The sequence below is a fragment of the Enhygromyxa salina genome (genome assembly GCF_002994615.1).
GTDB classification, from domain to species: Bacteria; Myxococcota_A; Polyangia; order Nannocystales; family Nannocystaceae; genus Plesiocystis; species Plesiocystis salina_A.
This window is the reverse complement of sequence record NZ_PVNK01000107.1, coordinates 1-25,337: the sequence shown is the minus strand read 5'-3', so window position 1 is coordinate 25,337 and position 25,337 is coordinate 1. Positions and strand designations below refer to the sequence as shown.

Sequence of the window (25,337 nt, the reverse complement as noted above, 5' to 3'; positions counted from 1 at the left end):
GTATGCCCGACGCAGCCTCGTCTTGGCTTCAGAACTGCCCGACCACGCCAAAGCTGACGCCGCCACGCAGCGGTGTCAGCGTTGGCGCGGCGCTCAGGAAAGTCGACTGCCGCCAGGTCCGATAGCGACTGCGCCGCAGCAGCCCCCAGGTGAGCGCGCCGACACCGACCGCCACGCCGGCCCCGCCGACCGCGAACAAGGTCGGCGCGAGCAAGCTGTCGAAGGCGTCGGGCTCACGGGCCTGCGCGGCCGCGGCGACGAGGCTCACGCCGCCGATCACCGTGCTCATGGTCCCGCCGACGAGCAAGCCGTTGCCGGTCGGCCGCGACTTCGCGTTCGTGAACGCCCGCCACTCGTTGAAGTTGGCCCGGGCCTTGGCGCCGCGAACCAACAAGTAGGTGCCGACGCCGATGCTCGCGAGGCCGAGCGGGATGAAGGTCGAGGCCACGAAGCGCGGGTCGCCGTCGCCACCCGCGACCTCGCCGATGACAGCGGCGGACGCGGCGAGACCCAGACCGATCGCCAGGCTGCCCCCGACGAGCCGTCCGGCGCCATCGGGCGGCGGCGGCGGTGGCGGGAGAGCGGGCTGGACGAACACGGCGGCGTGGTCGAGCGCGGGCTCGGGGACCGGCGCCCCGGGGACCGGCGCCTCGGGGACCGGCGCCTCGGGGACTGGCGGCGGCGGCGTGATCTCGACCGGCTCGATGACCGAGTCCTCGACGGGCGGCTCGTAGAGCGCGCTCTCGTCGGTCGGGCCGAGCGTGGGGCTGCTCGGGGCCGCGTTGGCCAGCAGCGCGGCGAAGACCGGCGCGAACATGCCCGCGATCGTACTCGATCCTCAGCCGCGGATACCCGCGGCCTCGATCGCGGCCTCGATGTCACGCCAGAACTCGAGCGCCGTCGGCGTGCGCTCGGCCGCGCGGGGATTGAGCGCGCGGGCCAGGGCCGGGCCGTAGGCCGAGTCGAGCGAGAGCGCGAGCTTGTGCGGCTCGCCAGCGACGATCTGCTCGCTGGTGAAGCGCAAGATCCGGCCGTAGATCACGCACAGAAAGGTCAGCGAGGCGTGATAGATGTCGACGCGCCGATCCATGGGACCGAGCTCGGCGTCGATCGCCTCTGGCGGCAACATCCAGCGCGCGAGCTCCGATCCGTGCGGCCGGATGCTGCCCTCCATCCGCGAGATCCCGAAGTCGCCGAGCTTGAAGCCGATCACCGGCTCCCGCGCCTCGTCAAAGGGATCCTTGGTCGCGCTGACGAACACATTGCCGACATGAACGTCCTTGTGGACCCACCCGGCGCGGTGGATGTAGGCGATCGCCTGAAGCACGTCGCGCGCCATCTGCGGCAGCCACAGCTCGCTCGCGAGGTGAAGCTCAGCCGACAGCGGGTACAGACACTTCTCGATGATCAAGTAGAACAGGTTGCGGTAGACAAACGCGTCGTGGATGTAGGTGATGCTCGGGTGGCGCATCGTCGTGAGGACCTTGGCCTCGCGCGACCAGCGATCCGCGACCTGGCGAAACGAGCCCATCGGCTTGAGGACCTTGGCGACGAGCTCGTTGCCCCAGTCGTCGGTGCAGTCATAGACGATCCCGTAGTAGCCCTGACCGATCGGCTGTCCGATGTAGTAGTTGGCATGATCCCGCGTGACGGCCTCGCCCGCGTTCGGGAACGCGTAGTGGACCGGCTCGGGTTTGGATTTGGTCTCGCTCATGCGTGCACATGCCGACGGGACGCCAGCAGCGCCCGCAGGCCGCGATCTTAGCAGGCATTGGACGCGCAAGAATTGGGCCCGCGACTGACCACATTGGCCTCTCCCCTCACGCGCGAGCTGGCTAAGCTGAGATCGTCATCATGGAAGCCAACGTCACCAGCCATCCGCTCCCTCGGCCGCCCCCCGCGTCCGAGGCCCGCGTACGGCGCGGACACGAGCACGCTCGGGGCCCCAAGCTTCGGATGCCCCAGCAGCTCCACGGTCGAACGCGGGAACAGGTCGAGCTGAGCGGCGAATTCGACGAGCTGGTGGCCTCCGGGGCGCGAACGACCACGCTGCTCGTCGGGCCCCACGGTGTCGGCAAGTCGGCGCTACTCAGCGCCCTCGACGACGCCGCGGCCGCCCACGGCGCCCAGGTGCTCCGGGCCAAATTCGATCCGTATCGGGACCTGTGGGGCTCGGCCTTCGTCGAAGCCCTCACCCCCGCGGGGCTCGGCGCAGACCAACCCCGCGACGGCCTGCCGGTCGCCATCGAGCGCCTGCTGCTCACGCTGTGTGCGGACGGCCCGGTCTTGCTGATGCTCGACGACCTCCACCACGCCGATCCGCGCAGCGTCGCGCTGCTCGAGACCTTGGTCCGCGGGGCCGGCGGCCCGCTGTTCATCGCCGGGACCCTGCGGGAAGACGAGCTCACCGAAACGCATCCGATGCGCGGGCTACTCGACCCGATCAGGCAGCGCTCGGTCCCTCGCGCCCGGGTCCAAAGGGTCGAGCCGCTGGCGGTCGACGCGATCGAGGATCTCCTCGGTGAGCTCCTCGGCGCGCGGACACGGCTCGGCCGGCTCGCGCGCATCGTCGCCGACAAGACCGGCGGCGTCCCCCTCTTGGTCAGCCAACTGCTGCCGCTGCTCGTCTCGCGCGGGCTAATGCGCGCCGAGCCCGGCGGCTGGGCCTGGGACGACGCGGCGATCGAGGCCGCTCCGGTCCCCGATGATCCGGTTGCGATGCTACGCGCGCGGCTCGAGACCCTGTCCGCGGATGCGCGCCGACTGATCGCGCACGCGGCCTGCCTGGGCTCGCGCTTTGGGCTCGCGGAGGTCGAGGCCACAGAGCCCAGCGCGACGCGCGAGCGCCTCGCCGAGCTCGTCGAGGCCGGGCTGTTGCTCCGCGTCGGACGGGACCACAGCTTCAGCTTCACGCATGACTGCATGCGCTCCGCAGCGCGAGAGTTGCTCGCGCCCGTCGAGCAGCAGGGCCTGCACTGGAAGATCGGCCGACGGCTGCTCGCGACCCTCGACGGACCGGCGCTCGATGAGCACCTGTTCGAGATCGTCGAGCATCTCGCCGCCGGGCTTCCGGACGAGCTCGACGCCAGCGCGCGGATCGAGATCGCGGCGCTGAACCTCCGCGCGGGTCGACGCGCTGCAGACTCGGCGGCTCACAATCTCGCGCTGCGCTATCTGTGCAACGGCATGGAGGTGCTTGGCGACTTGGCCGGGTCGGAGCTTGGCTTTGATCTGGCGCGCGAGCACGCGCGGGCGCTGCAGCTGACCAAGCATGGGCTGCTGGCCGAGGCGGCGTTCGACGAGCTACTCGCGCGATCGGCCGCCTAGCAGCCCGGGGTGCAACCCGCCGCATCGCCTCGCGCCGGAATTTTTGTCGAGGGCGCGAAGCCAAAACGCCGCTGTACCACCACCCGAGTCGCCGTCGCACAAACGCAGCTGCGGCGTGCTCGCAAAGCTCGCGCGCGTCGTTGTGGTCCAGGTCGCTATACTGAGACGATGTCGGCCACCGCGAGCGCCCAAGGCTACGACAAGATTGGCCCCACCGCCCACGTCACCGCCTACGCCTGGTACCAGCTCGGCATGCCCTATGGCCATCTGTTTGCGACCCCCGAGGGCGCGGCGATGTACTGGACCTTCCGCGGCGCGACCGAGCCGGCGATCCGCCTGTTCAAGTTCCCCTCGCTCCTCGACTACCTCGAGTTCCGCCATCGCATGTTCGAGGCCCAGCTCGACCTCATGCTCCCCGACCGCGTCGTCGAGCTTGGGGCCGGGCTCTCGCGCCGCGGTCTGACCTGGGTCCTCGACCGGGGCGTGCGCTACACCGAGGTCGACCTCCCGCACATGAGCGCGGCCAAGCGGCGCATGCTCGAGGCCGCGCCCGGCCGCGTCCGCCGGGCCCTGAGCGCCAACGAGCTCGAGCTGCGCAGCACCGACATCCTCGCGCCCGAATTCGCCGCCGAGCTCGCCGAGCTCGTCGCGGGGGCCGAGCGCCCGGTCGTGATCAGCGAGGGCGTGCTCGACTACTTCGACCTCGACGACCGCGAGACCCTGCTGCGCAACGTTGCGACCGGCTTTCGCAAGGCCGGGGTCCACGGCCACTACCTGACGGATCTGCAGCGTGGGGACCGCGAGCGCAAGGTCGGCCCGGCGGCGAGGGTCCTGCGTCAGGCGATCAAGCTCGCAACCGGTGGCCAGAGTCCGGCCAAGCCCTTTCGCGACCTCGAGCACCTCGACCGGGTGTTCGCCCACGCCGGCTTCGACGAGGGCCGCGAGCTCGAGCCGAAGCGGCTCCGCGATCGTGAGCCGCGGCTCTTTCGTCTCCGCTCGCCAACCACGATCTGGCTGGCGAAGGTCGACGGCCGCTAGCAGCCCGTGGTGCTAGCCCTGAATCAAGCGCTGAAACCTCCGGCACGGCCCAGAGTGCGTCACTGGCCTTCGGGGCCGTGACGCCAAAACGAAGCTGTGTTGGGCTCGTACCGCGTGCTGCGAGCGCCGAGCGACAACGGCAGGTACACAGGATCGGTGACCAGGGTGATCTCAGGTAGCTCGGGCACCCCCGCGGCGACCGAACTCGACGGGCGCTCGAATACCACGAGAGCCACCTGCTGACCCGGCCACATATTCGTGACGCTGCATGAACATTTGCAGCATCGATCACCACAACGAATAAAGTGGCCCGTCTGCGGGCCACTCAGACCCAATTACAACCATGAACGACCGTTTTCGGCACATACCGACCCCACGTGCGCGAGGGCACACTTTTACGCACTGCAATCTATGCACACAATGCCCAGCCAAACCCACCAAAACCTCGTCCTCCTCTTTCGCCGCCACCCCCACCTGGCATTCGAACTCGCCCGAGAAGCCAATCTCCAGCTAAGCCCATCCCATGAGCAGATCTACGAGGTCTCCAGCGAAGCCGAAGACCCCTCGCGCATCGAAGCTCCGCTACGCTCTGACGTGGTCATCGCGGGCACGAACGCCGGAGAGCCCGTCGACGCGATCGTCGTCGAGATCCAGCTCGAACAGGACGAGGCGAAGGCCTGGGCCCTCTTGTTCTACATCGCCTCCGTCTGGCGTGAGCTCGGCTGCCACACCTGGGCAATGCTCTTCAGTCCTCGGCACGCCGTGCTGGTCTGGGCGCAGACTCGGCTCTATCCGCGCCGGCCGGAGCTCGCGCCGTTGGTCATTACGCCTGATCTGATCCCACCAATCACAACCCTGGAACATGCGCTTTCCAACATGGCCCGCGCAGTGCTGTCTGTCGTGCTCCACGGTCAAGGTCCAGACGCAGTCGCTTGTGCATGCGCAACGATCCAAGCAATTATTCAGCTCGCACCACCCGACATCGAGCGCTACCTTCAACTCGTGCAAACCAGCATCAGCCAAGACGACATGCAAGAGGTCCGCGACCAGGTCCCGACGCAGGTTCGGGAGCACCTGAGCGAGTGGGAGCTCGAGAGCTCGCTATACCGAAACGGTCTCGACAAGGGCCTCGAGCAAGGCCTCGAGCAAGGCCGCGAACAAGGCCTCGAGCAAGGCCTCGAGCAAGGCCGCCAGCAAGGCCTCGAGCAAGCTCGCGGTGTGCTCCACGAGACCTTGTTGCAGCTCCTCCAGGCCCGTGACATCGAGCCCGATGACTCGACCGTCGCACGCATTCGCGCGTGCACGCTGCTCGATCAGCTCCAGGCGTGGATCGTGCGCGCGGGCACGGTCTCGGCCCTCGACGACTTGTTCGAGTAACGAGGCCCAAGCACCGTCCCCGCAGGGCGCCCATTGGCGGCGAGTTCGCTGAGCTCGCGCATCGCGGTGAGGCGAAGCGCGACCTCGAACAGCTTCTCGCGCCCGTCGGTCCCGGTCATCCTGAACAGGGCGCGACACCGCCGCGCGACGCTGGCCCCGCAGACGCCGAGGCTCCGGGCGATCGCCCCAGCCGAGCGGCCAAACAGAAGCTGGACCGCCAGCTCGCGCTCGGACTCGTCGAGGTCGAAGGTCCACACCAGGCTGGTGACGAGCCGCGTGACGAAGGAGTCGGTCGGGGGGGCTGTCTCGGTCTGAGCGACGGGGGCCGGGAGGCGAAGGTCGTAGGTGCTGGCGGCGACGTTCATCACGACTCCACTTTGGCGCCGCCGGGGGCGAACCGTCAGGGACCGCAGTGCCACCGATAGGGGGCGAACCTAACCGCAGGGCCAGGGGCTACATGTCGCCGATCCAGCCGGCCTGAACCGACCGTCACCGAGCGTAACCAACCCGAACGCGGGGTCGACCCACTCTCGAGGTGGCGTCCAGACCTCGAAGCCCGCGCAGCTTGGGTCAATTCGTGCCGCGAGGGGTCCACGCCTTGACGATCAGTGCCCGCAGCCGCTCGTGGTCCGTCGCCGAGGTCTTGCACATGAACCCGCTCTTGTGCGCGAAGTGAACGTCCGGCTGGTCCTCGACCCGCGAGAAGTCGAGCTGCGGGTGATCTTCGTAGCGGCCGATGCCGTAGCCCTCGCCGCGGCGGTCGGGATAGACGATCGCCGCGATCGTGTCCCCGAGGCCCTCGGCCCGGATGTAGTTGCCGACCGCGTTGCTCGGCTCCTTGGCGGGCGGATCCGTGCGCGGCAGGAACACCGCCTCGATCACCTGGTCGCCGTGGGCGATGTGCCAGCGCGCCACGTGCTTGGCGGCGAAGTCGATGCGCTCGCGAGCGACGCGCAGGTACTCGAGCAGATCTTCACCGACGAAGCGCATGAACTCGTAGAGCGGATCGCCCGCGGCGAGCTCGGTCCGCTGGGCGAAGCGGCGCAGCACGGTGATGTCGATCGGCGAGTTGAGCTGCGAGATCGCCTTGCGAGGCACGCCGAGCCACTTGGCGGTCTTGGTCGGGCCGCGGGAGTCGAACCACTCGGCCGGCTCGAGCCAGTCACAAAAATGCAGCGCGTCCTCGTAGAGACCGAGATGTTCGAGGACCAGGCTCAGCGCGCAGGTCGGCGGGTGCTCCCGAGGAAAGTGGTGGTGATCGAAGTCCATCCGACTCGGATCGTGAACCCCACCGACGTCGATGATCGCCACCTTGGGGTCGTCGAGCTCCTCCGGGGTCGGCTCGCGCCGGACGACGGGAGCGCCGTACTTGGCGATGAGGACGCAGACAGCCAGGAGGTCGTCTTTGTGCGCGCCTCCCGGGTGCGTGAGGATCGTGTGGACCATCCCGCCCCATACCACAGGGCCCGAAGACCAAGCTCAACGCCGCTGGATCTCGATGGCGCCCCGCTCCACGCGCTGCTCCTGGTCGTGCGCGAGAGCAGCGAGCGACCCGAGCGAGGACGCGAACTCCGGACAGCCCGCGAGCACCACATGGTAGCGAGCCCCGTCCAGCCGACAAGGCGATCATCGGGTCCGAGGAGACTCACGCCCACCTGTGTTCGCGTGGAGTCGGGGCCGGCTGCGATTTGCCTCTCGCTCGGCCCATACACGACGGCGCTCATGCGGCACCAACGCGCTATGCTGCGGCCATGACCTTTCTGAACAAGACACTTCACGACTTGGTGTTCGCGCCGGCCCTGGCCCTGCTCTGCACGAGCGCGTGTACGGACGACGGCGGCAACGGGGACACCGCGGACGGCTCGGACACGAGCGGCACGGATGTCGGCACAGAGAGCGCCGAGGGCAACGACAGCTCGACGGAGGGCGACGGCGACGGCGACTCCGGCGATGGCGACGGCGACACCGGTGATGGCGATGGCGACACCGGTGATGGCGACGGCGACACCGGGGATGGCGATGGCGACACCGGCGATGGCGACGGCGACACCGGGGATGGCGACGGCGACACCGGCGACGGCGACGGCGACACCGGGGATGGCGACGGCGACACCGGGGGCGGCGACTGTGCCGCGATGGCCGCGGAGGCGATTGGCGACTGCGAGGCGATCCTCGGCGCGGCGTGGGACGGCGTGGCCTGCCATCAGCTCGTCGGCTGCGAGTGCGTGGGCGAGGACTGCGGGGAGCTGTTCAATAGCCTCGACCAGTGCGAGGCGGCCTACGCCGACTGCGGGAACAACGGCGACTGCGCGGAGCTCGGGTTCGAAGCCTGCGCCGCCGCGGAGAACTGCAACCCGATCGAGGGCGCGGAGCTCGAGCAAGCCGGCGACAACGATTGGTGCGCGCTCGCCCCCATCTACCTCGGGTGCAGCTCGGAGCAGATCTGCGGCGACGCGATCAGCTTCGCGTGCCCCAACGGTGACGACGTCCTCTATCAGACCCTCGACACCTGCCTGCCCGACGTCGGCTACTCGGCATGCCAGCCCCCGAACAACCAGGCCTTCTACGAGTTTTGCCCCTGAGCCCGGACGGCGTCAGTCGTCGCGCGCTTCGTTGAGCGTGCCCTCGCCAGCGGTGATGAACAGCGCCGTGGTCGGCTCGCCGACCTTGGCCGTGTGCCACACCCCTGGCGGGTTGATCGCCGCGTCGCCAGCGGCGAGCACCGTCGCTCGGCGCTCGCCGTCGATCTCCTGGATGAGGGTCAGCTCCCCGGACATCACGTAGACCAGCTCGGCGCCCTTGGGGTGCATCTCCCAGGTCGCCCAGTCGCTGTCGAAGGTGTACACGGCGACGAGCCGGCCCTCGGCGCCGTCGCTGGCATGCGCGGCGCCGTAGCGCTGGTACCACTGCATGCTCCCGTCGAAGCGAGGCAGGACCTCGGCGATGGCACCGAGGCCGAGGTGGACGGGGGTCTCGGACAGCTTGAACGCGCTCATCCCAGGAAGGTACTCGAACTCGCTCAGGACGCTGCACCCGAGCATCAGCGAGCAGCGCCGCGTCCGTACGGAGCGCCGACCTCGTCGAGCCAAGCAACGCTGCTCGTGTTGGGGTCGAGCGCTTCGTCGTTGCAAGCGCCGACGAGAGCAGGTTGTCGCGCCATCGGTCGGTGCTCGCGCATCGACCGCGATTGGTGTACATCTGCGTCATCATGACCAAGCGTACCTGGATCACCGTCACCGCGGCCCTCGCCATGCTGTGCACCGTGAGCTGCAAGAAGGAAGAGACGACCCCGCCCGAGGGCGACGTCGCGGTGGCCGAAGATGACGATGAGGTCAGCGAGCCCGAGGAGCCCGAGGACGACGCCGAGCCCGAGGCGTCGATCCTGACCAAGGGGAGCTTCGACGAGACGATCAACGACCACTTCGACGCGGTCAGCGATTGCTACCTGAGCGCGCTCGAGACCAAGGCCGACCTGGAGGGCAAGCTCAACGCCGAGTTCACGATCGGCGGCGACGGGGTCGTGACCTCGGTGACCGCGGTCGAGGGCAGCACCCTCGACGATGAGGCGCTCGTGCAGTGCATCAGCGACGCCGCCAAGAGCTGGGGCTTCGACAAGCCCAGCGGCGACGAGATGAAGCTGCGCTACGAGTTCAACCTCGCGCCAGGCTGACCCGGGTGTCGCCCTTCGCGGCCCTGGCTAGCAACCCGGGGTGCTAGGGGGACTTGTTGAAGGGATCGACGATCTCGGGTGAGAACCTGCGGTCGCTCGGGGGCTCCTCCTCGAGCGGCTCGTCCTCGATCGGTATCTCGTCCCGGGGCTTGGTCTTCGGCTTCGGCTCGGGCTTCGGCTTCGGCTCGGGCTCGGGCTCGGGCTCGGCCTGGCCTCCCGCGGGCTGAGCCTTCTCCCCCGCCAGCTTGGGCCCGAGCTCGTAGGCGACGCTCTGGTCCCGATCCGGCGTGACGACCACGTGGAGATCTTTGTACCCCTCGGCCCGCAGCACCAGCTGCAGCGACTGGTCCGAGCGCGGGACGGTGATCTCGTCGCTCGGGTCATCACCAAAGCGGGGCTGGGCGTCGCCGTCGAGGACCACGACCGGGACATTGGTCGAAAAGTGCAGCGCGACCGTCTTGGACTCGATCGCCGCGGGCTCGGCGGCGAGCCCAGGCTCGGGGCTCGGCGGCGACGGTGGCGCGACGCTCGCCGGGTCCTCGCCTTCGCTCGCGGGCTCCCCCGCGCCATCGAACACGCCCAACGCAAAGGCGCCCCCCCAGCCAGCGAGCGCGACAAGACCCAGGACGCCGAGGAGGACCAGCCCCAAGCGTGAGCCCTGCTGCGGACCGGGCTCGGGCCGCGCCTCGCTGCCCTCTTGGACCACGGTCTCGTCGGTCGCGATCGCGGCGACCGTCGCCGCGATCGGCCCAGCCACGTCACCCGAGCGCGCAGCCGGGTCGAGCACGGTGCGCTCGGCCAGCAGCGGCAGCGTGCGACGCTCGAGCAGCTCGAGCGACATTGACCTCCCGGTGCCGACGGCGGCGATCATCTCGCCCATCTCGGCCATCGACGCGAAGCGATGGTCGGGATCCTTGGCCAGCGCGCGCAAAACGATCGCGTCCATCTCGTCGCTGATGCCCGCGTCCGGGGCCCACTTCGACGGCGGCTCGGGCGGCTCGAGCAGGTGCTTTTGACGCATCGCCGGGAAGGTCTTGGCCTTGAACGGCACCCGCCCGCACAGCAGCTCGTACATCATCACGCCGGCCCCGTAGATGTCGGCGCGATGATCGGTCGGGCGACCCCGAGCCTGCTCGGGCGACATGTAGTCCGGGGTCCCGAGCACCATCCCGGCCTGGGTCAGGCGCAGGCCGCCGCTGACCTGCATCTTGGCCAGGCCGAAGTCGAGGACCTTGACGAAGTCGGGGTCGCCGTGGCGGCCGACCCGGAGCACGTTCTCGGGCTTGATGTCACGATGGACGATGCCGACGTCGTGCGCGGCCTGAAGCGCCCGGCACATCTGACTCATGATGTGCTGGACCCGCGGCCACCCGAGCGGGGCTTCGCGCTTGCACACAGCCAACAGCGACTCGCCGCGCAGGTGCTCCATGACCAGGAAGGTCGAGCCGTCGGCCTCGCTGCCGAAGTCGAGGACCTCGACGACGTTCTCGTGGTCGATCAGCGAGACCGCGCGGGCCTCTTGCAAGAAGCGCTCGGCGATGTCCTTGCGCTTGGCGTAGCGGCGGTTGAGGACCTTGACCGCGAAGGTCTTGGGCAGCGTGACATGGCGGGCGATGTAGACCGTGCCCATCCCCCCCTTGCCGAGCTGCCGCACCAGCTGGTAGCGCTCGTGGACCAGCTCTCCGCTGCGGTCGTCGGGCGCGCCGCTGTTGTGGACCTCGATCTGTTTGATCGAGTCGGACTCGCTGGCCGCAGCCACGCCGTGTCCGGTGACCGTCGCGCCCTCACTGAGGCTGGCGCCCTCCTCGTCGAGGGCCAGGGTCTGCGCCAGCGTGCGCGTCATCGCGTCGATGAGCTCATCGGGCGACCCGTTGCTGCTGATCGTCTCGGACTCGAGGACCTCGCGCTCGAGCGCGTCGCTCTGGCCCGGCGCGCAGGTTGCGCCAGATGCATCCGTCCGAGCCACAGCAATGGTTATATCTCGCCTGGGCGTGGCCGCCCATGCGCGGCCCCGGAAATCAGAACCGCCCGCTGAAGCCGACGCCCGCGTAGCCGGGGCCCGCCTCAGGCAGCAGCATCACGTTGCGCAAGCGGGCGTCCCGATTGCGCTTGAGGCCGACGACGAGCAGCGCGATGCCGGCCCCGAGGAACACCGGAGCCACAACCGCGCCGGTGATCGCCAGCGCGTTCATGGTTCCACCGCGCTTGCGAACGGCGTCGCGCTCGTCGGTGAACGGCTCGGTGGCCTCGAAGTCGGTCTGAGCCTTGAGCCCGCCGACGACACCACCAATGAGCAGGCCACCACCCGCCGCGCCGACCCCGATCATCACGGCCCCACCAATGACCAGGCCGCGACCGGGCTTCTCGTCGACATGGACCGGCCCGGGGTCGGGGCCGGGGTCGGGACCAGGCTCGGGCTCGGGCTCGGGCTCGGGCTCGGCCGCGGCTGCGAGCTCGGCGAGGATGTCTTCGATCTTGCCTTTTTCGCTGGCGATCTCGCTCGTCAGCGGCTCGCCCGAGGCCTCGAGCGAGGCCTCGTACTCATCGAGCAACGCCTTGGCGTTGTCGATGTGCACGCGGTCGTCGTCGGCTCGGTAAGCGCGCAGGTACGCGTCGAGCGAGAGGTTCATGATCGTCTGGCGCGTGGCCGAGTTGCTCTCGGTCTCTTCGAGCGAGCGAACGGCCTGGGCCCACAGATCCGCGGCCCCACCATAGTCACCGGCGTCGAACTTCTCCTGACCTTGCGTGTACAGATCTTCGACACTCGGCGCGGCGTAGACCACGTGAAGCGGCGCCGTGACCAGGGCGACGGTGAGGAGGCTGGCGAAAAGACGCGACTGCATGCTCGTGAAGCGGCGCATGACCGGGCGGACCATATCACGGCGGACGCCACGCCACGACTGCCCGTCTCGACCGTCTGAACAGATGGTCTGCGTGACTCACGCAAACCCCAGACTCTGCCCCGGGACGATCCCCGGTCGCGTGCTAGAACAGCCGCTCAAAATGCCCTACCAGGTCTCGCGTACCGACACCGGTCAGTTCGTGCTGATGGACCCGTCGACGGACACAGTCATCATCGACGACGATCTCTCTGCTGGCTTCGACAAACTCGACAGCACCGTCGCCAACAAGCCCGTGAAGGCCACGCCCCCTGGCCCCGAGGGCTCCGGCGCCGACCCGACGACTCAGGGCTCGTCCGCGTTCTCCTTCGAGGGTGGCCCTCGCTACACCCCTGTCCTCTTGGCCGTGGTCCTGCCCTTCGCGTGGCTGGCCGTCCTGTACTTCGCCCTGGCCAACCTGCTCTCGGAGCACGCCCTCGATCGCGGCGCGGCCAAAGAGACTCAGACCAAGATCGAGGAGCTCGAGCGCGAGCTTCAGTCCTTGCGCAGCGAGATCGCCGGGGCCCCGCGCACCGCCAAGAAGCCCCCCAAGTCGAAGCCCAAGTCCAAGCCCAAGCCCAAGCCCAAGCCCAAGCCTACGCCGGTCAAGACCGTCGGAACCGCTCGCGGGCCCGAAACCGCCGGCGAACAGGCGAACGACCCGAGCAAAGACCCCGCCAACAACAAGGGCGCCCGCTGAGCATCCCCCGCTAGGCCCAGGCTTGGCGTCGACCGAGGTCCACGGTGGAGTTCAATTCGCTCGAGTACGTGCTGCTGCTGGTCGTCGCCAGCTTGCTGTTCTTCGGCGCGGGCTACCGGGCCCGGCTGCTCGTGCTGATCGCCGCGAGCCTGATCTTCTACGCGGCCTGGAACGTGCCGCTGGTCAGCCTGATCGTCATCTCGGCGATCGTCGACTACAGCGCGGGCCGCCTGCTCGAGCGCTACGAGGACGACAGGCAGGCCAGGCGCAAGCTGGTCCTCGCCGTCAGCCTGATCGTCAACCTCGGGCTGCTCGGCTACTTCAAGTACGCCAATTTCTTCCTCGACAACCTCCACGCCGCCTTCGACCTCGGCCCCGGCGGCGACTTTCTGGACATCGTGCTGCCCCCGGGCATCAGCTTCTACACCTTCCAGACGATGTCCTACACGATCGACGTCTACCGGAAGAAGATCCGGCCGACGTCGTCTTTCCTGCGCTTTTTCCTCTACGTCTCGTTCTTCCCCCAGCTGATCGCTGGCCCGATCGAGCGCGCCGGTCACCTCCTGGTCCAGTTCGATCAGGCGGCCACCCGTCGCTTCCAGGTCGACAACCTCGTCAGCGGGGCCCAGCTGATCGTGTTCGGGATGTTCAAGAAGGTCGTGATCGCCGACCACTGCGGGCGGCTCGTCGACCAGGTCTACGCCAACCCCGGCATCTACGACGGCTGGAGCGCGCTGATCGCGACCTACGCCTTCACCCTCCAGATCTACTGCGACTTCTCGGCCTACTCGGAGATCGCCCGGGGCTCGGCGCGGATCTTTGGCGTCGACCTGATGCGCAACTTCGATCAGCCCTACCTGACCCGGAACATCTCCGAGTTTTGGCGGCGCTGGCACATCTCGCTGTCGAACTGGTTTCGGGACTACGTCTACATCCCACTCGGCGGGAGCAAGAAGGGCAAGTCCCGGACGCTGATCAACCTGACGATCACGATGTTCCTCTCGGGCCTGTGGCACGGGGCGGCCTGGACCTTCGTGATCTGGGGCCTGTTTCACGGGCTCTTGCTGCTGCTCAACGTCCAGGTCGGCCAGCGCGTGCGCGAGCGGCTGCCCGACAACCTCGCGGTCCGCTTCGGCTCGTGGTTTCTGTGCTTTCACCTGGTCGCGTTTGGGTGGATCTTGTTTCGGGCTAAGGGCATGGAGCAGTTCGTCGCCGTGGTCCGCTCGATCGGCCATGATCTCAGCCAGCTCTTCGTCGGCGGGCCCGGGCCGAGCGAGCAGCAGGCGCTGTTCTTGCTTGGAGTGGCCGGCTTCCTCGGCGTGTCGGCGATCGAGCGTCGCTACAAGCTGATCGATCGGATCTGGGCCTCATCGATCGCCTCGGTCGTGTTCGCCGCATCTTTGATCGTCGCGATGATGCTGCTCGGCCTCGCCGACGGGCCCCAGTTCATCTACTTCCAGTTCTGAGCGGAGCGGAGCGCAGCGCACAATGGACGAGGGCGCCCCCCACACGCACTGGATCGACGGCCGCCTCGTCGACGAGCACAGCGCGAGCGGGCGCAGCCGCGGCGAGTCGCACTGGGTCGTGATCATCGCGGTGCTCGTGATCCTGATCGGCGTGGATCTGGCCCTCGGCCTGGCTCCGGATCAGATCACCGCCGACGACCCCAACCCCAACACCAGCGCCGACATGCGCGCGAACCTGCGGGCCGCGGCCGAGGCTGCGCGCGAGGGCCGGCCCGCGCTCGTGCTCGTCGGCGACTCGGTCCTCGCTGGCGACGTCATGGCCGGCGAGGTCGAGGACTGGCGCTCGCAGCGGGTCGTCGATCACATGCGCGCCGAGCTCTCCTTCGACAGCGACGCCGAGATCCAGCAGATCGCGCTCGACGGGCTGCTGCCGATCGACGCCCTCCACGTGCTCGCAGAGCTCGACCGCGTCGATCCCAAGGGCGAGGTCCAGTTCGTCCTCGAGCTCAACCTCCGCTACTTCTCCAACAAATACCGCGAGCAAGACCACTGCACCCGCGAGGAGCTGTGCGAGCTCGGGCGCACCCTCCTGGTCGGGGGCTCACCCGAGGCGACCGACGCCGGGACCCTTCACCGCGCCGCCGTCGGTCTGGTCGAGGCGACCGGCCTGGCCCAGGACTGGCTGGTCGCGCGCACGCCGATCCACCGTCGCCGCGGGCGCCTGCGTCGGCTCGAGCTCGACGCCGTCGAGGGCCTCGCGGTCCGCAAGCACGGGCCCAACACCAACACCAACACAGACACCGACACCGAGCTCAGCGAGGATCAGCGCCGCGCCCAGGGCCTGGCCCGGGTCCAGGAGCACTACCGCAGCTCGACGCTGGCGACCGAGCACGCCCAGGTCCAGGCCCTGACCGAGCTGCTCGATCGCCTCGCCGCCCGGGGCCGGCCCGCGACCTTGTTCCTGACCCCGCTCGAAGACGAGTTCGTGCGCGGGACCCTGCCCCGCAACCACCTCGGCCGACGCCACGAACAGATCGCGCGGATCGTCAACGACCACGCCGAGGCCCGCGCTCAGGCGACCGCGCTCATCGATCTCGACCACCCCCTGTTCGAGTCGAACTACTTCCTCGATCACGTCCACCTCGGGCCCGAGGGCAACCGCCTGCTCGCGATCAACCTGCTCCACGAGCTCGGCCTGCCCCTGGCGTCGCGGCCCTTCGACTGGATGATGGTTCACGGCGAGGACCACGACCGCACGCTGGTCCACCGCCGCGGGACCGGCTACGCCGACGGCGGCCCGTGGGAGGCCCTCCTGCGCAAGCCCAGGGGCGTGGCCGTGAGCCGCGACGGCTCCTGGGTCGTCATCGCCGACACCGGCAACCATGTGCTTCGCCAGATGCGTGGGAACATGCAGTTCCTCGAGCGCCTCGCGGGCAAGCCGATGAAGGCCGGCGTCCAAGATGGCGAGGCGCTCGAGCGCGCGCGCCTGACCGAGCCCCACTCGCCCCAGATCGTCGGCCGCGGCGGCGCGGGCGAGCGCGTGTACTTCATCGACGGCAAGACCAGCAACCGCGTCCGCGAGCTCGCCGACGGCTTCGTCCGGACCCTGGTCTGGCTCGGCCCGGCCTGCCCCCGCTACGACGTGCTCGAGGCCGGCGTCCTCGACGAGCGCGAGCGCCTGTACCTGCTGTGTCACGACGACCGCATCCTCACCGTCGACCTCGAGTCGCGGCGCTCGACCCTGACCCTGGATCCGCGCGCACCGATGCTCGCTGAGCCCGAGACCGGCGCAGCCCGCGAGTACACGACGATCGAGCCGACCGACGACGGCCGCCTGCTGTTCGCCGACGGTGACTCGCAGATCTGGTCGATGGTCCTGCGCGCCAACGGCCGCGCCCGGGCCCCCGAGCGGATCTTCGCCAACGACGGCGCCGACCTGATCCCCAGCGAGCGCAAGTCTTACTACCCCTTCGGCTTCGACGAGATGCGCTTCGAGCAGATCGTCGACATGGAGTGGGTCGAGCGCTACGGCGGCCTCCTGATCCAAGATCAGCACGAGCTGTCGTGGGGCAACAAGCGCCTGCATCGCGAGGAGACCGAGCGTATCCACCTGCGCCTGATCGACTTCGAGACCGAGCAGATCCTGCCGTGGGTCAAGGCCATCCCCCACGCCGAGGCCTTCCACATGTGGAACGCCAAGACCAGCAACTTCGTCTCCTACTTCCACCTCGGGGCCATGGCGATCGCCCAAGATGACGCCGCGCTGGTCTGGGTCGAGCGCGAGCGCTCACGGGTGTTTCGGCTCGCCGACGGCCTGCTCGGGGTCCACAAGTACGGCAACCTCCACACGGACCACGGCATCGTTCAGCTGCTCCAGCCGATCGGGACCCAGACCTCGTGGTACGTCGGCGCCAACATGCGACCCGATCGCTTCATGGCCACGCGCCACGAGCCGATCCCCCGCCGCGGGCCCTACGTCGCGCTGCTGGTCGGATCTTCGCTGTCGACGATCTCGGATCGGCTCGGCAATTACTCCCTCGGTCGCCGGCTCGAGCTCGAGCTCCAGGCCGAGCTCGGCTACCGCGACAACATCCGCCTCGACCTGTTTCAGCGGTCCGCGAGCTCGTCCGCGTTCTACTACAGCGCCGGGATGTTCGAGCAATTCCTCGACGCCAACGGGCCGCCGCCCGACATCTTGTTCTTCGAGCTCCACGACTTCGGCGGCCGCTTCTTTCGCGGGACCGAGACCCACGCCGAGCGCGTCGCCGAGCTCGGCAAGCTCGAGCGCCTCGCCGCGCGCTACGGCACCTTGGTCATCTTCTATGACAACTCGGCGATCGAGGCCAACGGCCACGACGGCCTGCGCCGGACCCACCGCGAGCTGCGCGAGTTCATCGCCGACGCGCGCAAGCTCGGCTTCGTGGTCCTCGAGCCCTCGGATCGGCTGCTGCGCGAGCTCATGACCGAGAGCCCGTGGGGCAACCAGACCTGGACCGGCGGCGAGCACCACGGCGCGCCGTGGGCGATCGACCTGACCGCCCGGGCGCTCGCGAGCATGAGCTACCCGCTGATCCGCGAGTTCCTGCGCGGGCGCGAGCCGGCCCGGCTGTCCGAGCGCGACCCGACCAGCTTCGACGAGGGCGACGACAGCGAGCGCCTCAGCCTCGCCTTCGAGGCGACCGAGGGCCTCGTCAACCGTCAGGCCCTGCCCGAGGTCGACGGCGCCTACCTCCAGCGCGCCTACGGCGATCGCCAGGTCCGCATTCACGTCGACCTCGGCGGCTACGAGGCCCTCGGGCGGACCAAGCAGGAGCTCGAGGAGCTGGTCGTCGCGGTCCTCTACGCGGTCCTCGTCGACGAGGTCTACGGCGAGCTCGCAACCGACGCGAGCGTCGAGCTGGTCGAATTCTCGAACTACGACGAGTACGGCGAGGGCGTGCTCGAGTCGGCCAATTCGGTCTGGTCGCGCAGCTTCGAGCGCGCGTCGCTCGAGCGCTTCATCCGTGATCACCGCGCGCGCAAGCGCGGCCGGGGCGAGGGCGAGGCGGCGGGCGAATGACGGCCAAGCGCGATCGCGTGCCAACCCACTGGGTCCAGGGCCGGCTCGTCGACGGGCGGCCGGCTCCGGCGTCGCCGTGGTCGCGGGTCATCGGCGTGGTGTTCTTGCTCGTGATCTTCGATCTGGCCCTGTCGCTGATCCCGGCCGACGCCAAGCGCGAGGCCGCCGGGGCCGGCCCGGCGACGGGGGCCGAGCTGCGCCGCACGCTCGCGGCCGCGGCCGCGAGCGAGGGCCGCCCGATCCTGTTGATCGGCGACTCGGTCCTGGCCGGCGACGTGCTCACGCCCCGCCGCCCGCACGACTGGCAGCGCCACCGCGTGATCGAGTACATGCAGCGCGAAGTGGCGCCGCACAGCGACGCGCGCTTTCACCAGATCGCTCTCAACGGGCTCTTGCCCGTCGACGCCCTGCACCTGCTCGCCGAGCTCGACCGCGTCGATCCCTCGGGCCGCGTCGAGCTCGTGCTCGAGATCAACCTGCGCTACTTCTCGGCCCAGTACGCCGACCAGCGCGACTGCACGCGACCGGCCGTCTGCGAGCTGGCGGTCGCGGCCCTCGACGAGGGTGGTCGGCCCCTCCGGCGCGGCTGGCAGGGGCTCGTCGAGGCCGCGGCCGGGAGCCGCGACTGGCTCCACTCGCGGATCCCCGTCCACCGTCGACGGCCCCGAGTCGAGACCACCCGCCTCGACGAGATCGCGGGCCTCGCCGTCCTCCGGGAGCTCGACGGCGAGTCCAAGCTCGCCGACGAGGCCAAGGCGAGCGCAGCCTCGGGACAGACCGAGGCCCGCGCGCGGGTCCGCGAGCACTACCGCAGCTCGGCGATCAAGGCCCAGCACCAGCAGCGCCTCGCGCTCGACGAGCTCCTCGCGCGGCTCGCCGCTCGCGACCGCCGCGCGACCCTGTTTTTGACCCCGCTCGAAGATCGCTTCGCGGCCGAGGCCCTGGGCGAAAGCACCCTCGGTCGCCGCTACTCCGCGATCGCGCGGATGGTCAACGATCGCCGCGACCCCGACATCAAGCTCGTCGACCTCGACCACCCGCTGTTCGTCGACTCGCACTTCATCGACCACGTCCACCTCGGGCCCGACGGCGCCAAGCTGCTCGCGATCAACCTCATCCACGAGCTCGGCCTGGCCCTCGCGCAGCGGCCCTTCGAGTGGATGATGGTCCACCCCGAGGGCTTCGACCGCAGCCTCGTCCACGGCACCCGCAAGGGCTACAACGAGGGCGGGGCCCTGCTCGCGCGCTTCGATGAGCCCGAGGGCGTCGCCGTGACCCCCGACGGCGCGCGCGTGGTCGTGGCCGACACCCAAAACCACACCCTGCGCGAGCTCCGGGGCAACAAGCAGTTCGTCGAGACGATCGCCGGGCGGGCCAACCAAGCCGGGCACGTCGACGGCTGGGCTCGGGTCGACGCCCGGCTGACCGAGCCCCGCGACCCCGAGCTGCTCGACGACGCGCTGTGGTTCATCGACGGCAGCGCGCGCGAGCACCTGCGCGTGCTCGAGGATGACTGGGTCCGGACCGCGACCTGGACGGGGCCGAGCTGCGACGCCTACACGGGCCTGCGCGCCCGGGCTGGCGCGATCTGGCTGCTGTGCGACGACAGCCGCCTGCTCCACCTCGACGTCGAGCGCGGCGTCGCCGAGGCCGTGTCAGAGATCGCCATGCGCGACCTCGTGGCCTTCGACATCGGCGAGGTCGACGGCGTCGGGGCCGTGTACTTCGCCGACCTCGACGGCCGCGTCTGGCGACGCGCGCTCGAGCGCGGCGCGGGCCACCCGAGCCTGGGCAAGTGGGAGCTCGTGTTTCGCAACCTCGGCGAGGAGCTGATCCCCAACGGCCACCGCGTCGGCTTCCCCTTCAGCTACGACGACCTGCGCCTGGCCAAGGTCGTCGATCTGCGCTTCATCGATCGCTACGGCGGGCTGTTGATCGCCGACGAGTTCCCGGCCAACACCGAGCACGAGGGCCTCCGCCGCAGCGTGACCGAGCGAATCCACCTGCGCTACTTCGACCTCGACGCCGAGCGGATCCTGCCCTGGATCAAGGCCCTGCCCCACGGCGAGGCCCACGTGCTCTACAACGAGCGCGTCGACCAGCTCGTGTCCTACTGGCACCTCGGGAGCATGGCCGTGGCCCAGGACGACGCCTCGCTGTTCTGGGTCGAGCGCTCGCGCTCGCGGATCCTCCATGTCGCCGACGGCCTCCTCGGCCTGGCCAAGACCGGCAACCACCACACCAAGGCCGTGACCGTGCCGATCCTGATGACGATCGCCGGGGTCGCGGCCAAGGTCGAGGCCCAGCTTCGGCCCGACCGCTACCTCGATCGCCGGTTCGAGCCGCTCCCGCGCGAGGGGCCCTACGTCGCGCTGCTGCTCGGCTCGTCGCTGAGCTCGATGTCCGATCGCTTCTCGAACTACTCGCTCGGGCGGCGGCTCGAGCTCGAGCTCCAGCGCGAGCTCGGCTATCGCCACGGCCTCCGCCTCGACCTGTTCCAGATCTCGTGGCCAGCGTCTTCATTCGGCGAGAACGTCAACAACTTCGCCAACTGGATGGGGACCTCGGTCCCGCCCGACGTCTTGTTCTTCGAGGTCCACGACTTCGGCGGCGGCTACCTGCGCGACACCAAGGAGCCCCGCGAGGTCAACGAGGCCTTCGCCAAGCTCCAGCGCCTCGCCGAGCGCTACGACACCCTGGTCGTCTTCTATGACCTGTCCTCGGTCGAGTCCAACCGCCGCGACGGCATGCGCTCGACCAACAAGGACGTCCGCGAGCTGCTCGACAAGGCTCGGCAGCTCGGCTTCGTGGTCCTCGACCCCGGCGACCGGCTCCTGCCCCAGCTCTTGGTCCACTCGCCGTGGGGCAACCAGCCCTTCGACGACAACCAGCACCACGGATCGACCTGGGCGGTCGACATGACCGCGCAGACCCTGGCCGGAATCGCCGCGCCGATCTTGAGCGAGTTCTTGTCGGGGCGCGAGCCAGCCCGCCGCCGCGAGCGGCCGCCCGTCGAGTTCGACCAGCGCGAGGGCACCCGGGATCCGCTCCGGGCCGCGCTCGATGACTTCGAGCTGAACGAGGGCGCCCTGCCCGAGGTCGCCAGCACCCACGTCCAGACCGCCTACGTCAACCGGCAGCTGCAGGTCTACGTCGACCTCGCCGGGTTCCGCGACGAGATCGAGCAGCGCAACCTCGACCTCCTCGCGGTCGCCGTAATCGCCAAGGTCTTGCAAGATGATCTCTACGCCGACCTCGCCGAGTCGATGCGCCTGGAATTGGTCGCGTTCTCCAACTATGACGAATATGGCAACGGCGTGATCGCTTCGGCCGAGACCGTCTGGGCCCGGCAATTCGACCGCAAGACCCTGCGCAACTTCCTGATCAAGCACGCGCCCTAGCAGCCCGGGCTGCTAGGCCGAAGCCCAGGACGCGGCGGACGAGGAGCGCTCACTCGAGCTCGAACTCGGCCTCGTCCACCTGGCTGCGGAGGGCTTTGAGCAGATCTTCGCGCTCGCGCAGCCCACCCTCGTACCACGTCGGGTAGCGGGGAGCGCCGAGGCCCCGCAGCCAGCCAACCAAGAAGCTCTGATGGGCGTCCGCGACCCGCAGCAAGATCCAGCCCAGCGCGAGGAAGCTGTTGACGTCCGGCGTGGTGTTCCACTGGCGCAGGTCGAGGATCTCGCCGACATCGTGCAGAAGACTCGGCGGTGTGAAGGGCTCGGACACGGGGCAGCTCGGACACAGGCCGTCAACGAGGAGCTCCTCGCACACGCGACAACACCCTCGGCAGCTCCCGTCGCGCAGGAGATCCTCACATCGGGGACAGATCTCGTCGTCGAGCTGCAAACGCGCCATATGACATCCGTACGGCCACGATTCTTGGATGTCAACGAGCGCACGCAGACTGCGACGACTGGAACACCTTCTGCGCCGAGCTGGAGATGTCCGACAACTTCACGCACGTCTCGAGCTGGGGTGCCAACGATCCGATCGGCGTGAGCTGCGACAGCGCCGCGGTCAGCACGCCGGGCCAGGCCCTCGCCAACGGTCCGGCCGCGAACAGCATCCGTGCATTGGCGCCAACAACCCCAACGGGGGTGGAGTCAACACCGCGACCTGCAACGGGCCCTCACAGACGATCGAAGTGGTCTGCCAGTCGCTCCCTCGCGCGGCGCTTGACGCCGCCACCTCGGGCCGGCTACGCCTGTCGAGCCGCCGGTTCGTCCCGAGTCAACGCGCGAGGGACGTCGCAAGAGGGAATCTGGTGCGAATCCAGAGCTGCCCCCGCAGCGGTGAGCGGGAACGAGGTCCGCACAGAGGCACTGGGGATACCTGGGAAGCCGCGGGCCGAGGAAACCGAGCAGCCACGCAGCGCGCGTGACTACGAAGTGCCCGCGAGTCCGAAGACCTACCGGCGGTCCCGGACCCACGACCAACCACACCCCAACGCTCGAGGTCCGGGCGATTCCGCAGTCTCGTGGGGAGACGAAGGAGCCCCGTGATCCCAGCCCGCTCCCGCCGAAGTTTTCTCGTCACGCTCGTGTTCGCCCTCGCCGGCTGCCGCGGCTCGCCCGACACCGCAGCCAAGCCCCGAGGCCCGGCCAAGCGCGTCGCCTCGCGGACGGTGTTCGCCGACGAGGTCCTGTGGGCCCTCGGCGACGAGGTCCAGGGTCGGGTCGTGGGTTTGAGCCCGATGGCCGACGATCCACGCTACTCGACGGTCGCCGGTCGCTGGCCTCCGAGCGCGCCCCGGCTCGGCCGCAACCCCGAGGAGCTGCTCGCGCTCGCGCCCGATCTCGTGATCCTCGCCAGCTTCAGCGCGCCCGAGTATCGCGCGGCGATCGAGGACAAGGTCCCGGTCCTCGTGCTCGACGACTTCAGCGGCTTCGACGGCTACCTGAACAACCTCGAGCGCATCGGCGAGGCGACCGGCGCGGTCGACCAGGCCCACGCGCTGCGCGATCGCTTCAACGCTCGCCGCGCCGAGCTCGAGGCCCTGCGGCCGCCCCAAGGCGAGCGCCCGAGCGTGATCGCGTGGGACTACGGCTACGTCCCTGGAGCCCACACGAGCTTCGACGACGCCGCGACGACCGCCGGCTTCGTCAACCTGCCCGCGCGCGAGGGCCTCGACGGCCACCAGCGCCTCGACGCCGAGCAGCTCGTCGCCTGGGCCCCCGAGTGGATCGTGGTCGGCTGCGGCGAGCAACCCTGCGCCAAAGCGATCGCCAAGCTCGCCGACGAGCCGGGCCTCGGCAAGCTCGACGCCGTGACCAAGGGGCGCGTGATAGCGATCGAGGCGCCGTACCTGGCGACAGCCAGCGAGGGCATGCTCGAGCTCGCGGCGCGCATGCAGGCCGCGCTGCTGGAGGCGCGATGAAGTCGAGCGTGGCGCGAGGGCCCACGCACAAGCAATCGGCGCTGTGGCTCGCGGCCGGCCTCGCGCTGGTCCTCGCGGCCGGGCTCGCGCTCACCGTCGGGCCCGGCGAGTTCGGGCTCGCCGAGGTGCTCGCAACCTTCGGGGCCAAGCTGCGCGGGCTCGAGCTCGAGCCCCGGGCCGAGGCGATCTTGTGGGAGCTGCGCCTGCCCAGGGTCCTGCTCTCGCTGCTCATCGGCGCCGGGCTCGGGTCCGCGGGCGCGGTCACCCAGGGCTTGTTTCGCAACCCCCTCGCTAGCCCGGGCGTGCTCGGGATCTCGACCGGCGCGGCCGCGGCGGTGATCTTCGGGTTCGCGCTGGGCCTCGACGAGCAGGCCCTGTGGGTCACCCCCGCGCTCGCGGGCCTCGGCGCCCTCGCGACCTTGGGGCTGCTGTTCGGGCTGACCTCGCGCCGCCAGGACCTCGCTTATCTGCTCCTGACCGGGGTCGCGCTCAACGCCCTCGCGGGCGCGGTCGCGACCGTGATCCTGGCCCTGTTCCTCGATCGCTACGCCCTCGCACAAAAGGCGATGGCGTGGATGATGGGCAGCTTCGACGGGCGCGGGTTCACGCAGCTCGGCTGGGCGAGCGGGCCGATCCTCGTCGGCATGACCGCCGCGTGGGCCCTGCATCGGCCCCTCGATCTGCTGGTCCTCGGCGAGGAGACCGCAGCGACGCTGGGGGTCTCGCGCGGGCGCCTGCGCGCGCTCGCGGCCGTCGTCGTCGGCCTCCTGGTCGGGACCAGCACGGCCGCGGTCGGGGTCATCGGCTTCGTCGGCCTGGTCGTGCCTCACCTCGCGCGCTCGCTCCTGGGCATCGCCGGGCACGCCCACGCGCGGCTCCTGCCCGCGAGCATGATCATCGGCGCGACCTTGATGCTGGCGGTCGACACCCTCGGCCGCGCGCTGACCCCGACCTTCCTCGCCCCGGGCGCGCTGACCAGCCTGCTCGGCGGGGTGTTCTTCTTGGGGCTGCTGCGCCGCCAGACCCAGATCGGGGACCAACGATGAAGCTGCGCGCCGAACAACTCGGCCTCCGGGTCGCCGGACGGTGGCTGATCCGCGACTGCTCGCTGGAGCTCAGCCCCGGCAGCGTCACCGTCATCGTCGGGCCCAACGGCAGCGGCAAGACCACGCTGCTGCGCGCGCTGCTCGGGCTGGTCGAGCCCGACGAGGGCCGGGTGTTGCTCGATGATCGACCGCTGGCAAAGCACTCGCTGCGCGAGCGCGCGCGCGTGTGCGCCTGGCTGCCCCAGCGGACCGAGCTGCCCTGGGGCATGCCCGCCGAGCAGCTCGTGATGCTCGGTCGCGCGCCGCACCTGTCCGCGCTCGCGGGCCCCGGCCGCGCCGACGAGCACGCCGTAGCGGCCGCGCTCGCCCGCGTCAGCGCGACCGAGCTCGCCGCCCGCGACGTCCGGACCCTCAGCGGCGGCGAGCTCCAGCGGGTCCTGCTCGCGCGCTTGCTGGCCACGCAAGCGCCCCTGTTGCTCCTCGACGAGCCGACGACCGCCCTCGATGTCGGCCACGCCCTCTCGCTGCTCGAGCTCGCCCGCGAGCTCGCCGCGTCCGGACATGGCGTGTTGATGTCGCTGCACGAGCTCGAGCTCGCCCGGCGCTACGGCGATCGAGCGCTGCTCCTGCGCGGCGACGCTGACGGCGGCCACGTGTTCGGGGCCGTCGCCGAGGTGCTCACGCCCGCGCTGGTGTCCGAGGTGTTCGACGTCGCGGCCGAGCTCGCCGACGGTCAGCTGCGCTTCGCCGCGTCGGCGCGGGTCTAGCCTAGCAGCCCGCAACAGTGAGGCTGGCCGGGATCAACTCACCAAGCAAAAGCGACTATCTCTCGGAGGAGCCCAAGCTCCCCATCAAAGTCGCTCCCATGACCACCAAGCCTCACGACGCGCTGTTC

General features: G+C 69.5%; 21 protein-coding genes and 1 riboswitch. Of the genes, 12 read left to right on the top strand and 9 right to left on the bottom strand.

Features of this window, described 5'->3' with window-relative positions; genetic code table 11:
• Positions 1–28: 28 nt before the first annotated feature.
• Together ENSA5_RS09275 and ENSA5_RS09270 are read right to left on the bottom strand one after the other, a co-directional pair.
• Positions 29–817, bottom strand: coding sequence for a hypothetical protein (locus ENSA5_RS09275; protein ID WP_106391272.1), 789 nt, complete (start codon positions 815–817; stop codon positions 29–31).
• A 21-nt stretch (positions 818–838) separates the two neighbouring features.
• Positions 839–1,714 (bottom strand): serine/threonine protein kinase, encoded by an 876-nt coding sequence (locus tag ENSA5_RS09270; protein WP_106391271.1) that lies wholly within the window; start codon positions 1,712–1,714, stop codon positions 839–841.
• A 140-nt stretch (positions 1,715–1,854) separates the two neighbouring features.
• Here ENSA5_RS09270 and ENSA5_RS09265 point away from each other — a divergent pair, with 140 nt between their 5' ends.
• From ENSA5_RS09265 to ENSA5_RS37320, 3 genes are all read left to right on the top strand, one after another.
• Positions 1,855–3,327 (top strand): ATP-binding protein, encoded by a 1,473-nt coding sequence (locus tag ENSA5_RS09265; RefSeq protein ID WP_106391270.1) that lies wholly within the window; start codon positions 1,855–1,857, stop codon positions 3,325–3,327.
• A gap of 168 nt (positions 3,328–3,495) precedes the next feature.
• The gene (locus ENSA5_RS09260) at positions 3,496–4,365 is read left to right on the top strand and encodes a class I SAM-dependent methyltransferase (RefSeq protein ID WP_106391269.1); all 870 of its coding nucleotides are present in this window, start codon (positions 3,496–3,498) and stop codon (positions 4,363–4,365) included.
• A 594-nt stretch (positions 4,366–4,959) separates the two neighbouring features.
• Entirely contained in the window at positions 4,960–5,742 is a 783-nt protein-coding gene (locus ENSA5_RS37320) for an RpnC/YadD family protein (RefSeq protein WP_181197556.1), read from the top strand.
• Here ENSA5_RS37320 and ENSA5_RS09245 read toward each other — a convergent pair.
• Together ENSA5_RS09245 and ENSA5_RS09240 are read right to left on the bottom strand one after the other, a co-directional pair.
• Positions 5,679–6,107: a hypothetical protein gene (locus ENSA5_RS09245; protein ID WP_181197555.1), complete on the bottom strand. Its 429-nt coding sequence runs from the start codon at positions 6,105–6,107 to the stop codon at positions 5,679–5,681. The genes ENSA5_RS37320 and ENSA5_RS09245 overlap by 64 nt on opposite strands.
• Positions 6,108–6,312: 205 nt before the next feature.
• A complete protein-coding gene (locus tag ENSA5_RS09240; protein WP_106391266.1) occupies positions 6,313–7,188 on the bottom strand; it encodes an MYG1 family protein in 876 nt (291 codons plus the stop codon).
• A 305-nt stretch (positions 7,189–7,493) separates the two neighbouring features.
• On the opposite strand from ENSA5_RS09240, the gene ENSA5_RS37315 reads away from it, so the two are divergent.
• A complete protein-coding gene (locus ENSA5_RS37315) occupies positions 7,494–8,324 on the top strand; it encodes a hypothetical protein (RefSeq protein WP_181197554.1) in 831 nt (276 codons plus the stop codon).
• A gap of 12 nt (positions 8,325–8,336) precedes the next feature.
• On the opposite strand, the gene ENSA5_RS09230 is transcribed toward ENSA5_RS37315, so the two are convergent.
• Positions 8,337–8,738: a cupin domain-containing protein gene (locus ENSA5_RS09230; protein ID WP_106391287.1), complete on the bottom strand. Its 402-nt coding sequence runs from the start codon at positions 8,736–8,738 to the stop codon at positions 8,337–8,339.
• 212 nt (positions 8,739–8,950) lie between these two features.
• Between ENSA5_RS09230 and ENSA5_RS09225 the strand changes: the two genes are divergently transcribed.
• On the top strand, positions 8,951–9,412 hold the full coding sequence (locus ENSA5_RS09225; RefSeq protein ID WP_146155500.1) for an AgmX/PglI C-terminal domain-containing protein: 462 nt from the start codon (positions 8,951–8,953) through the stop codon (positions 9,410–9,412).
• 43 nt (positions 9,413–9,455) lie between these two features.
• On the opposite strand, the gene ENSA5_RS09220 is transcribed toward ENSA5_RS09225, so the two are convergent.
• The gene (locus ENSA5_RS09220; RefSeq protein ID WP_106391264.1) at positions 9,456–11,378 is read right to left on the bottom strand and encodes a serine/threonine protein kinase; all 1,923 of its coding nucleotides are present in this window, start codon (positions 11,376–11,378) and stop codon (positions 9,456–9,458) included.
• 52 nt (positions 11,379–11,430) lie between these two features.
• Entirely contained in the window at positions 11,431–12,255 is an 825-nt protein-coding gene (locus ENSA5_RS09215; protein ID WP_146155499.1) for an outer membrane protein assembly factor BamD, read from the bottom strand.
• A gap of 160 nt (positions 12,256–12,415) precedes the next feature.
• On the opposite strand from ENSA5_RS09215, the gene ENSA5_RS09210 reads away from it, so the two are divergent.
• Genes ENSA5_RS09210 through ENSA5_RS09195 form a run of 4 tightly spaced genes read left to right on the top strand, consistent with a single transcriptional unit; the run spans position 12,416 to position 21,417 of the window.
• Positions 12,416–12,991 (top strand): hypothetical protein, encoded by a 576-nt coding sequence (locus ENSA5_RS09210; RefSeq protein ID WP_106391262.1) that lies wholly within the window; start codon positions 12,416–12,418, stop codon positions 12,989–12,991.
• 44 nt (positions 12,992–13,035) lie between these two features.
• A complete protein-coding gene (locus ENSA5_RS09205; RefSeq protein ID WP_106391261.1) occupies positions 13,036–14,457 on the top strand; it encodes an MBOAT family O-acyltransferase in 1,422 nt (473 codons plus the stop codon).
• A 22-nt stretch (positions 14,458–14,479) separates the two neighbouring features.
• On the top strand, positions 14,480–18,016 hold the full coding sequence (locus ENSA5_RS09200) for a hypothetical protein (RefSeq protein WP_106391260.1): 3,537 nt from the start codon (positions 14,480–14,482) through the stop codon (positions 18,014–18,016).
• Positions 18,013–21,417: a hypothetical protein gene (locus tag ENSA5_RS09195; protein WP_106391259.1), complete on the top strand. Its 3,405-nt coding sequence runs from the start codon at positions 18,013–18,015 to the stop codon at positions 21,415–21,417. The genes ENSA5_RS09200 and ENSA5_RS09195 overlap by 4 nt, the downstream gene beginning before the upstream one ends.
• A gap of 49 nt (positions 21,418–21,466) precedes the next feature.
• On the opposite strand, the gene ENSA5_RS09190 is transcribed toward ENSA5_RS09195, so the two are convergent.
• On the bottom strand, positions 21,467–21,874 hold the full coding sequence (locus tag ENSA5_RS09190) for a hypothetical protein (protein ID WP_106391258.1): 408 nt from the start codon (positions 21,872–21,874) through the stop codon (positions 21,467–21,469).
• Between the two features lie 31 nt (positions 21,875–21,905).
• The gene (locus ENSA5_RS09185; protein WP_106391257.1) at positions 21,906–22,085 is read right to left on the bottom strand and encodes a hypothetical protein; all 180 of its coding nucleotides are present in this window, start codon (positions 22,083–22,085) and stop codon (positions 21,906–21,908) included.
• 133 nt (positions 22,086–22,218) lie between these two features.
• Positions 22,219–22,449, top strand: a riboswitch (cobalamin riboswitch).
• A 110-nt stretch (positions 22,450–22,559) separates the two neighbouring features.
• On the opposite strand from ENSA5_RS09185, the gene ENSA5_RS09180 reads away from it, so the two are divergent.
• From ENSA5_RS09180 to ENSA5_RS09170, 3 genes are read left to right on the top strand one after another with little or no spacing between them, the layout of a single operon-like run.
• Positions 22,560–23,396 (top strand): ABC transporter substrate-binding protein, encoded by an 837-nt coding sequence (locus ENSA5_RS09180; RefSeq protein WP_106391256.1) that lies wholly within the window; start codon positions 22,560–22,562, stop codon positions 23,394–23,396.
• A gap of 8 nt (positions 23,397–23,404) precedes the next feature.
• A complete protein-coding gene (locus ENSA5_RS09175) occupies positions 23,405–24,442 on the top strand; it encodes a FecCD family ABC transporter permease (protein ID WP_181197553.1) in 1,038 nt (345 codons plus the stop codon).
• The gene (locus tag ENSA5_RS09170) at positions 24,439–25,209 is read left to right on the top strand and encodes an ABC transporter ATP-binding protein (RefSeq protein ID WP_106391254.1); all 771 of its coding nucleotides are present in this window, start codon (positions 24,439–24,441) and stop codon (positions 25,207–25,209) included. Before ENSA5_RS09175 ends, ENSA5_RS09170 begins: the two co-directional genes overlap by 4 nt.
• Positions 25,210–25,337 lie beyond the last annotated feature (128 nt).

Bases quoted from the DNA above. Each gene is read 5' to 3' on its own strand.
- ENSA5_RS09270 (WP_106391271.1), bottom strand. From the start codon at position 1,714: ATGAGCGAGACCAAATCCAAACCCGAGCCGGTCCACTACGCGTTCCCG.
- ENSA5_RS09245 (WP_181197555.1), bottom strand. From the start codon at position 6,107: ATGAACGTCGCCGCCAGCACCTACGACCTTCGCCTCCCGGCCCCCGTC.
- ENSA5_RS09185 (WP_106391257.1), bottom strand. From the start codon at position 22,085: ATGCTGTTCGCGGCCGGACCGTTGGCGAGGGCCTGGCCCGGCGTGCTG.
- ENSA5_RS09230 (WP_106391287.1), bottom strand. From the start codon at position 8,738: ATGAGCGCGTTCAAGCTGTCCGAGACCCCCGTCCACCTCGGCCTCGGT.
- ENSA5_RS09195 (WP_106391259.1), top strand. From the start codon at position 18,013: ATGACGGCCAAGCGCGATCGCGTGCCAACCCACTGGGTCCAGGGCCGG.
- ENSA5_RS09225 (WP_146155500.1), top strand. From the start codon at position 8,951: ATGACCAAGCGTACCTGGATCACCGTCACCGCGGCCCTCGCCATGCTG.
- ENSA5_RS09190 (WP_106391258.1), bottom strand. From the start codon at position 21,874: ATGGCGCGTTTGCAGCTCGACGACGAGATCTGTCCCCGATGTGAGGAT.
- ENSA5_RS37315 (WP_181197554.1), top strand. From the start codon at position 7,494: ATGACCTTTCTGAACAAGACACTTCACGACTTGGTGTTCGCGCCGGCC.
- ENSA5_RS09265 (WP_106391270.1), top strand. From the start codon at position 1,855: ATGGAAGCCAACGTCACCAGCCATCCGCTCCCTCGGCCGCCCCCCGCG.
- ENSA5_RS09170 (WP_106391254.1), top strand. From the start codon at position 24,439: ATGAAGCTGCGCGCCGAACAACTCGGCCTCCGGGTCGCCGGACGGTGG.
- ENSA5_RS09210 (WP_106391262.1), top strand. From the start codon at position 12,416: ATGCCCTACCAGGTCTCGCGTACCGACACCGGTCAGTTCGTGCTGATG.
- ENSA5_RS09275 (WP_106391272.1), bottom strand. From the start codon at position 817: ATGTTCGCGCCGGTCTTCGCCGCGCTGCTGGCCAACGCGGCCCCGAGC.
- ENSA5_RS09240 (WP_106391266.1), bottom strand. From the start codon at position 7,188: ATGGTCCACACGATCCTCACGCACCCGGGAGGCGCGCACAAAGACGAC.
- ENSA5_RS09260 (WP_106391269.1), top strand. From the start codon at position 3,496: ATGTCGGCCACCGCGAGCGCCCAAGGCTACGACAAGATTGGCCCCACC.
- ENSA5_RS09200 (WP_106391260.1), top strand. From the start codon at position 14,480: ATGGACGAGGGCGCCCCCCACACGCACTGGATCGACGGCCGCCTCGTC.
- ENSA5_RS09215 (WP_146155499.1), bottom strand. From the start codon at position 12,255: ATGCAGTCGCGTCTTTTCGCCAGCCTCCTCACCGTCGCCCTGGTCACG.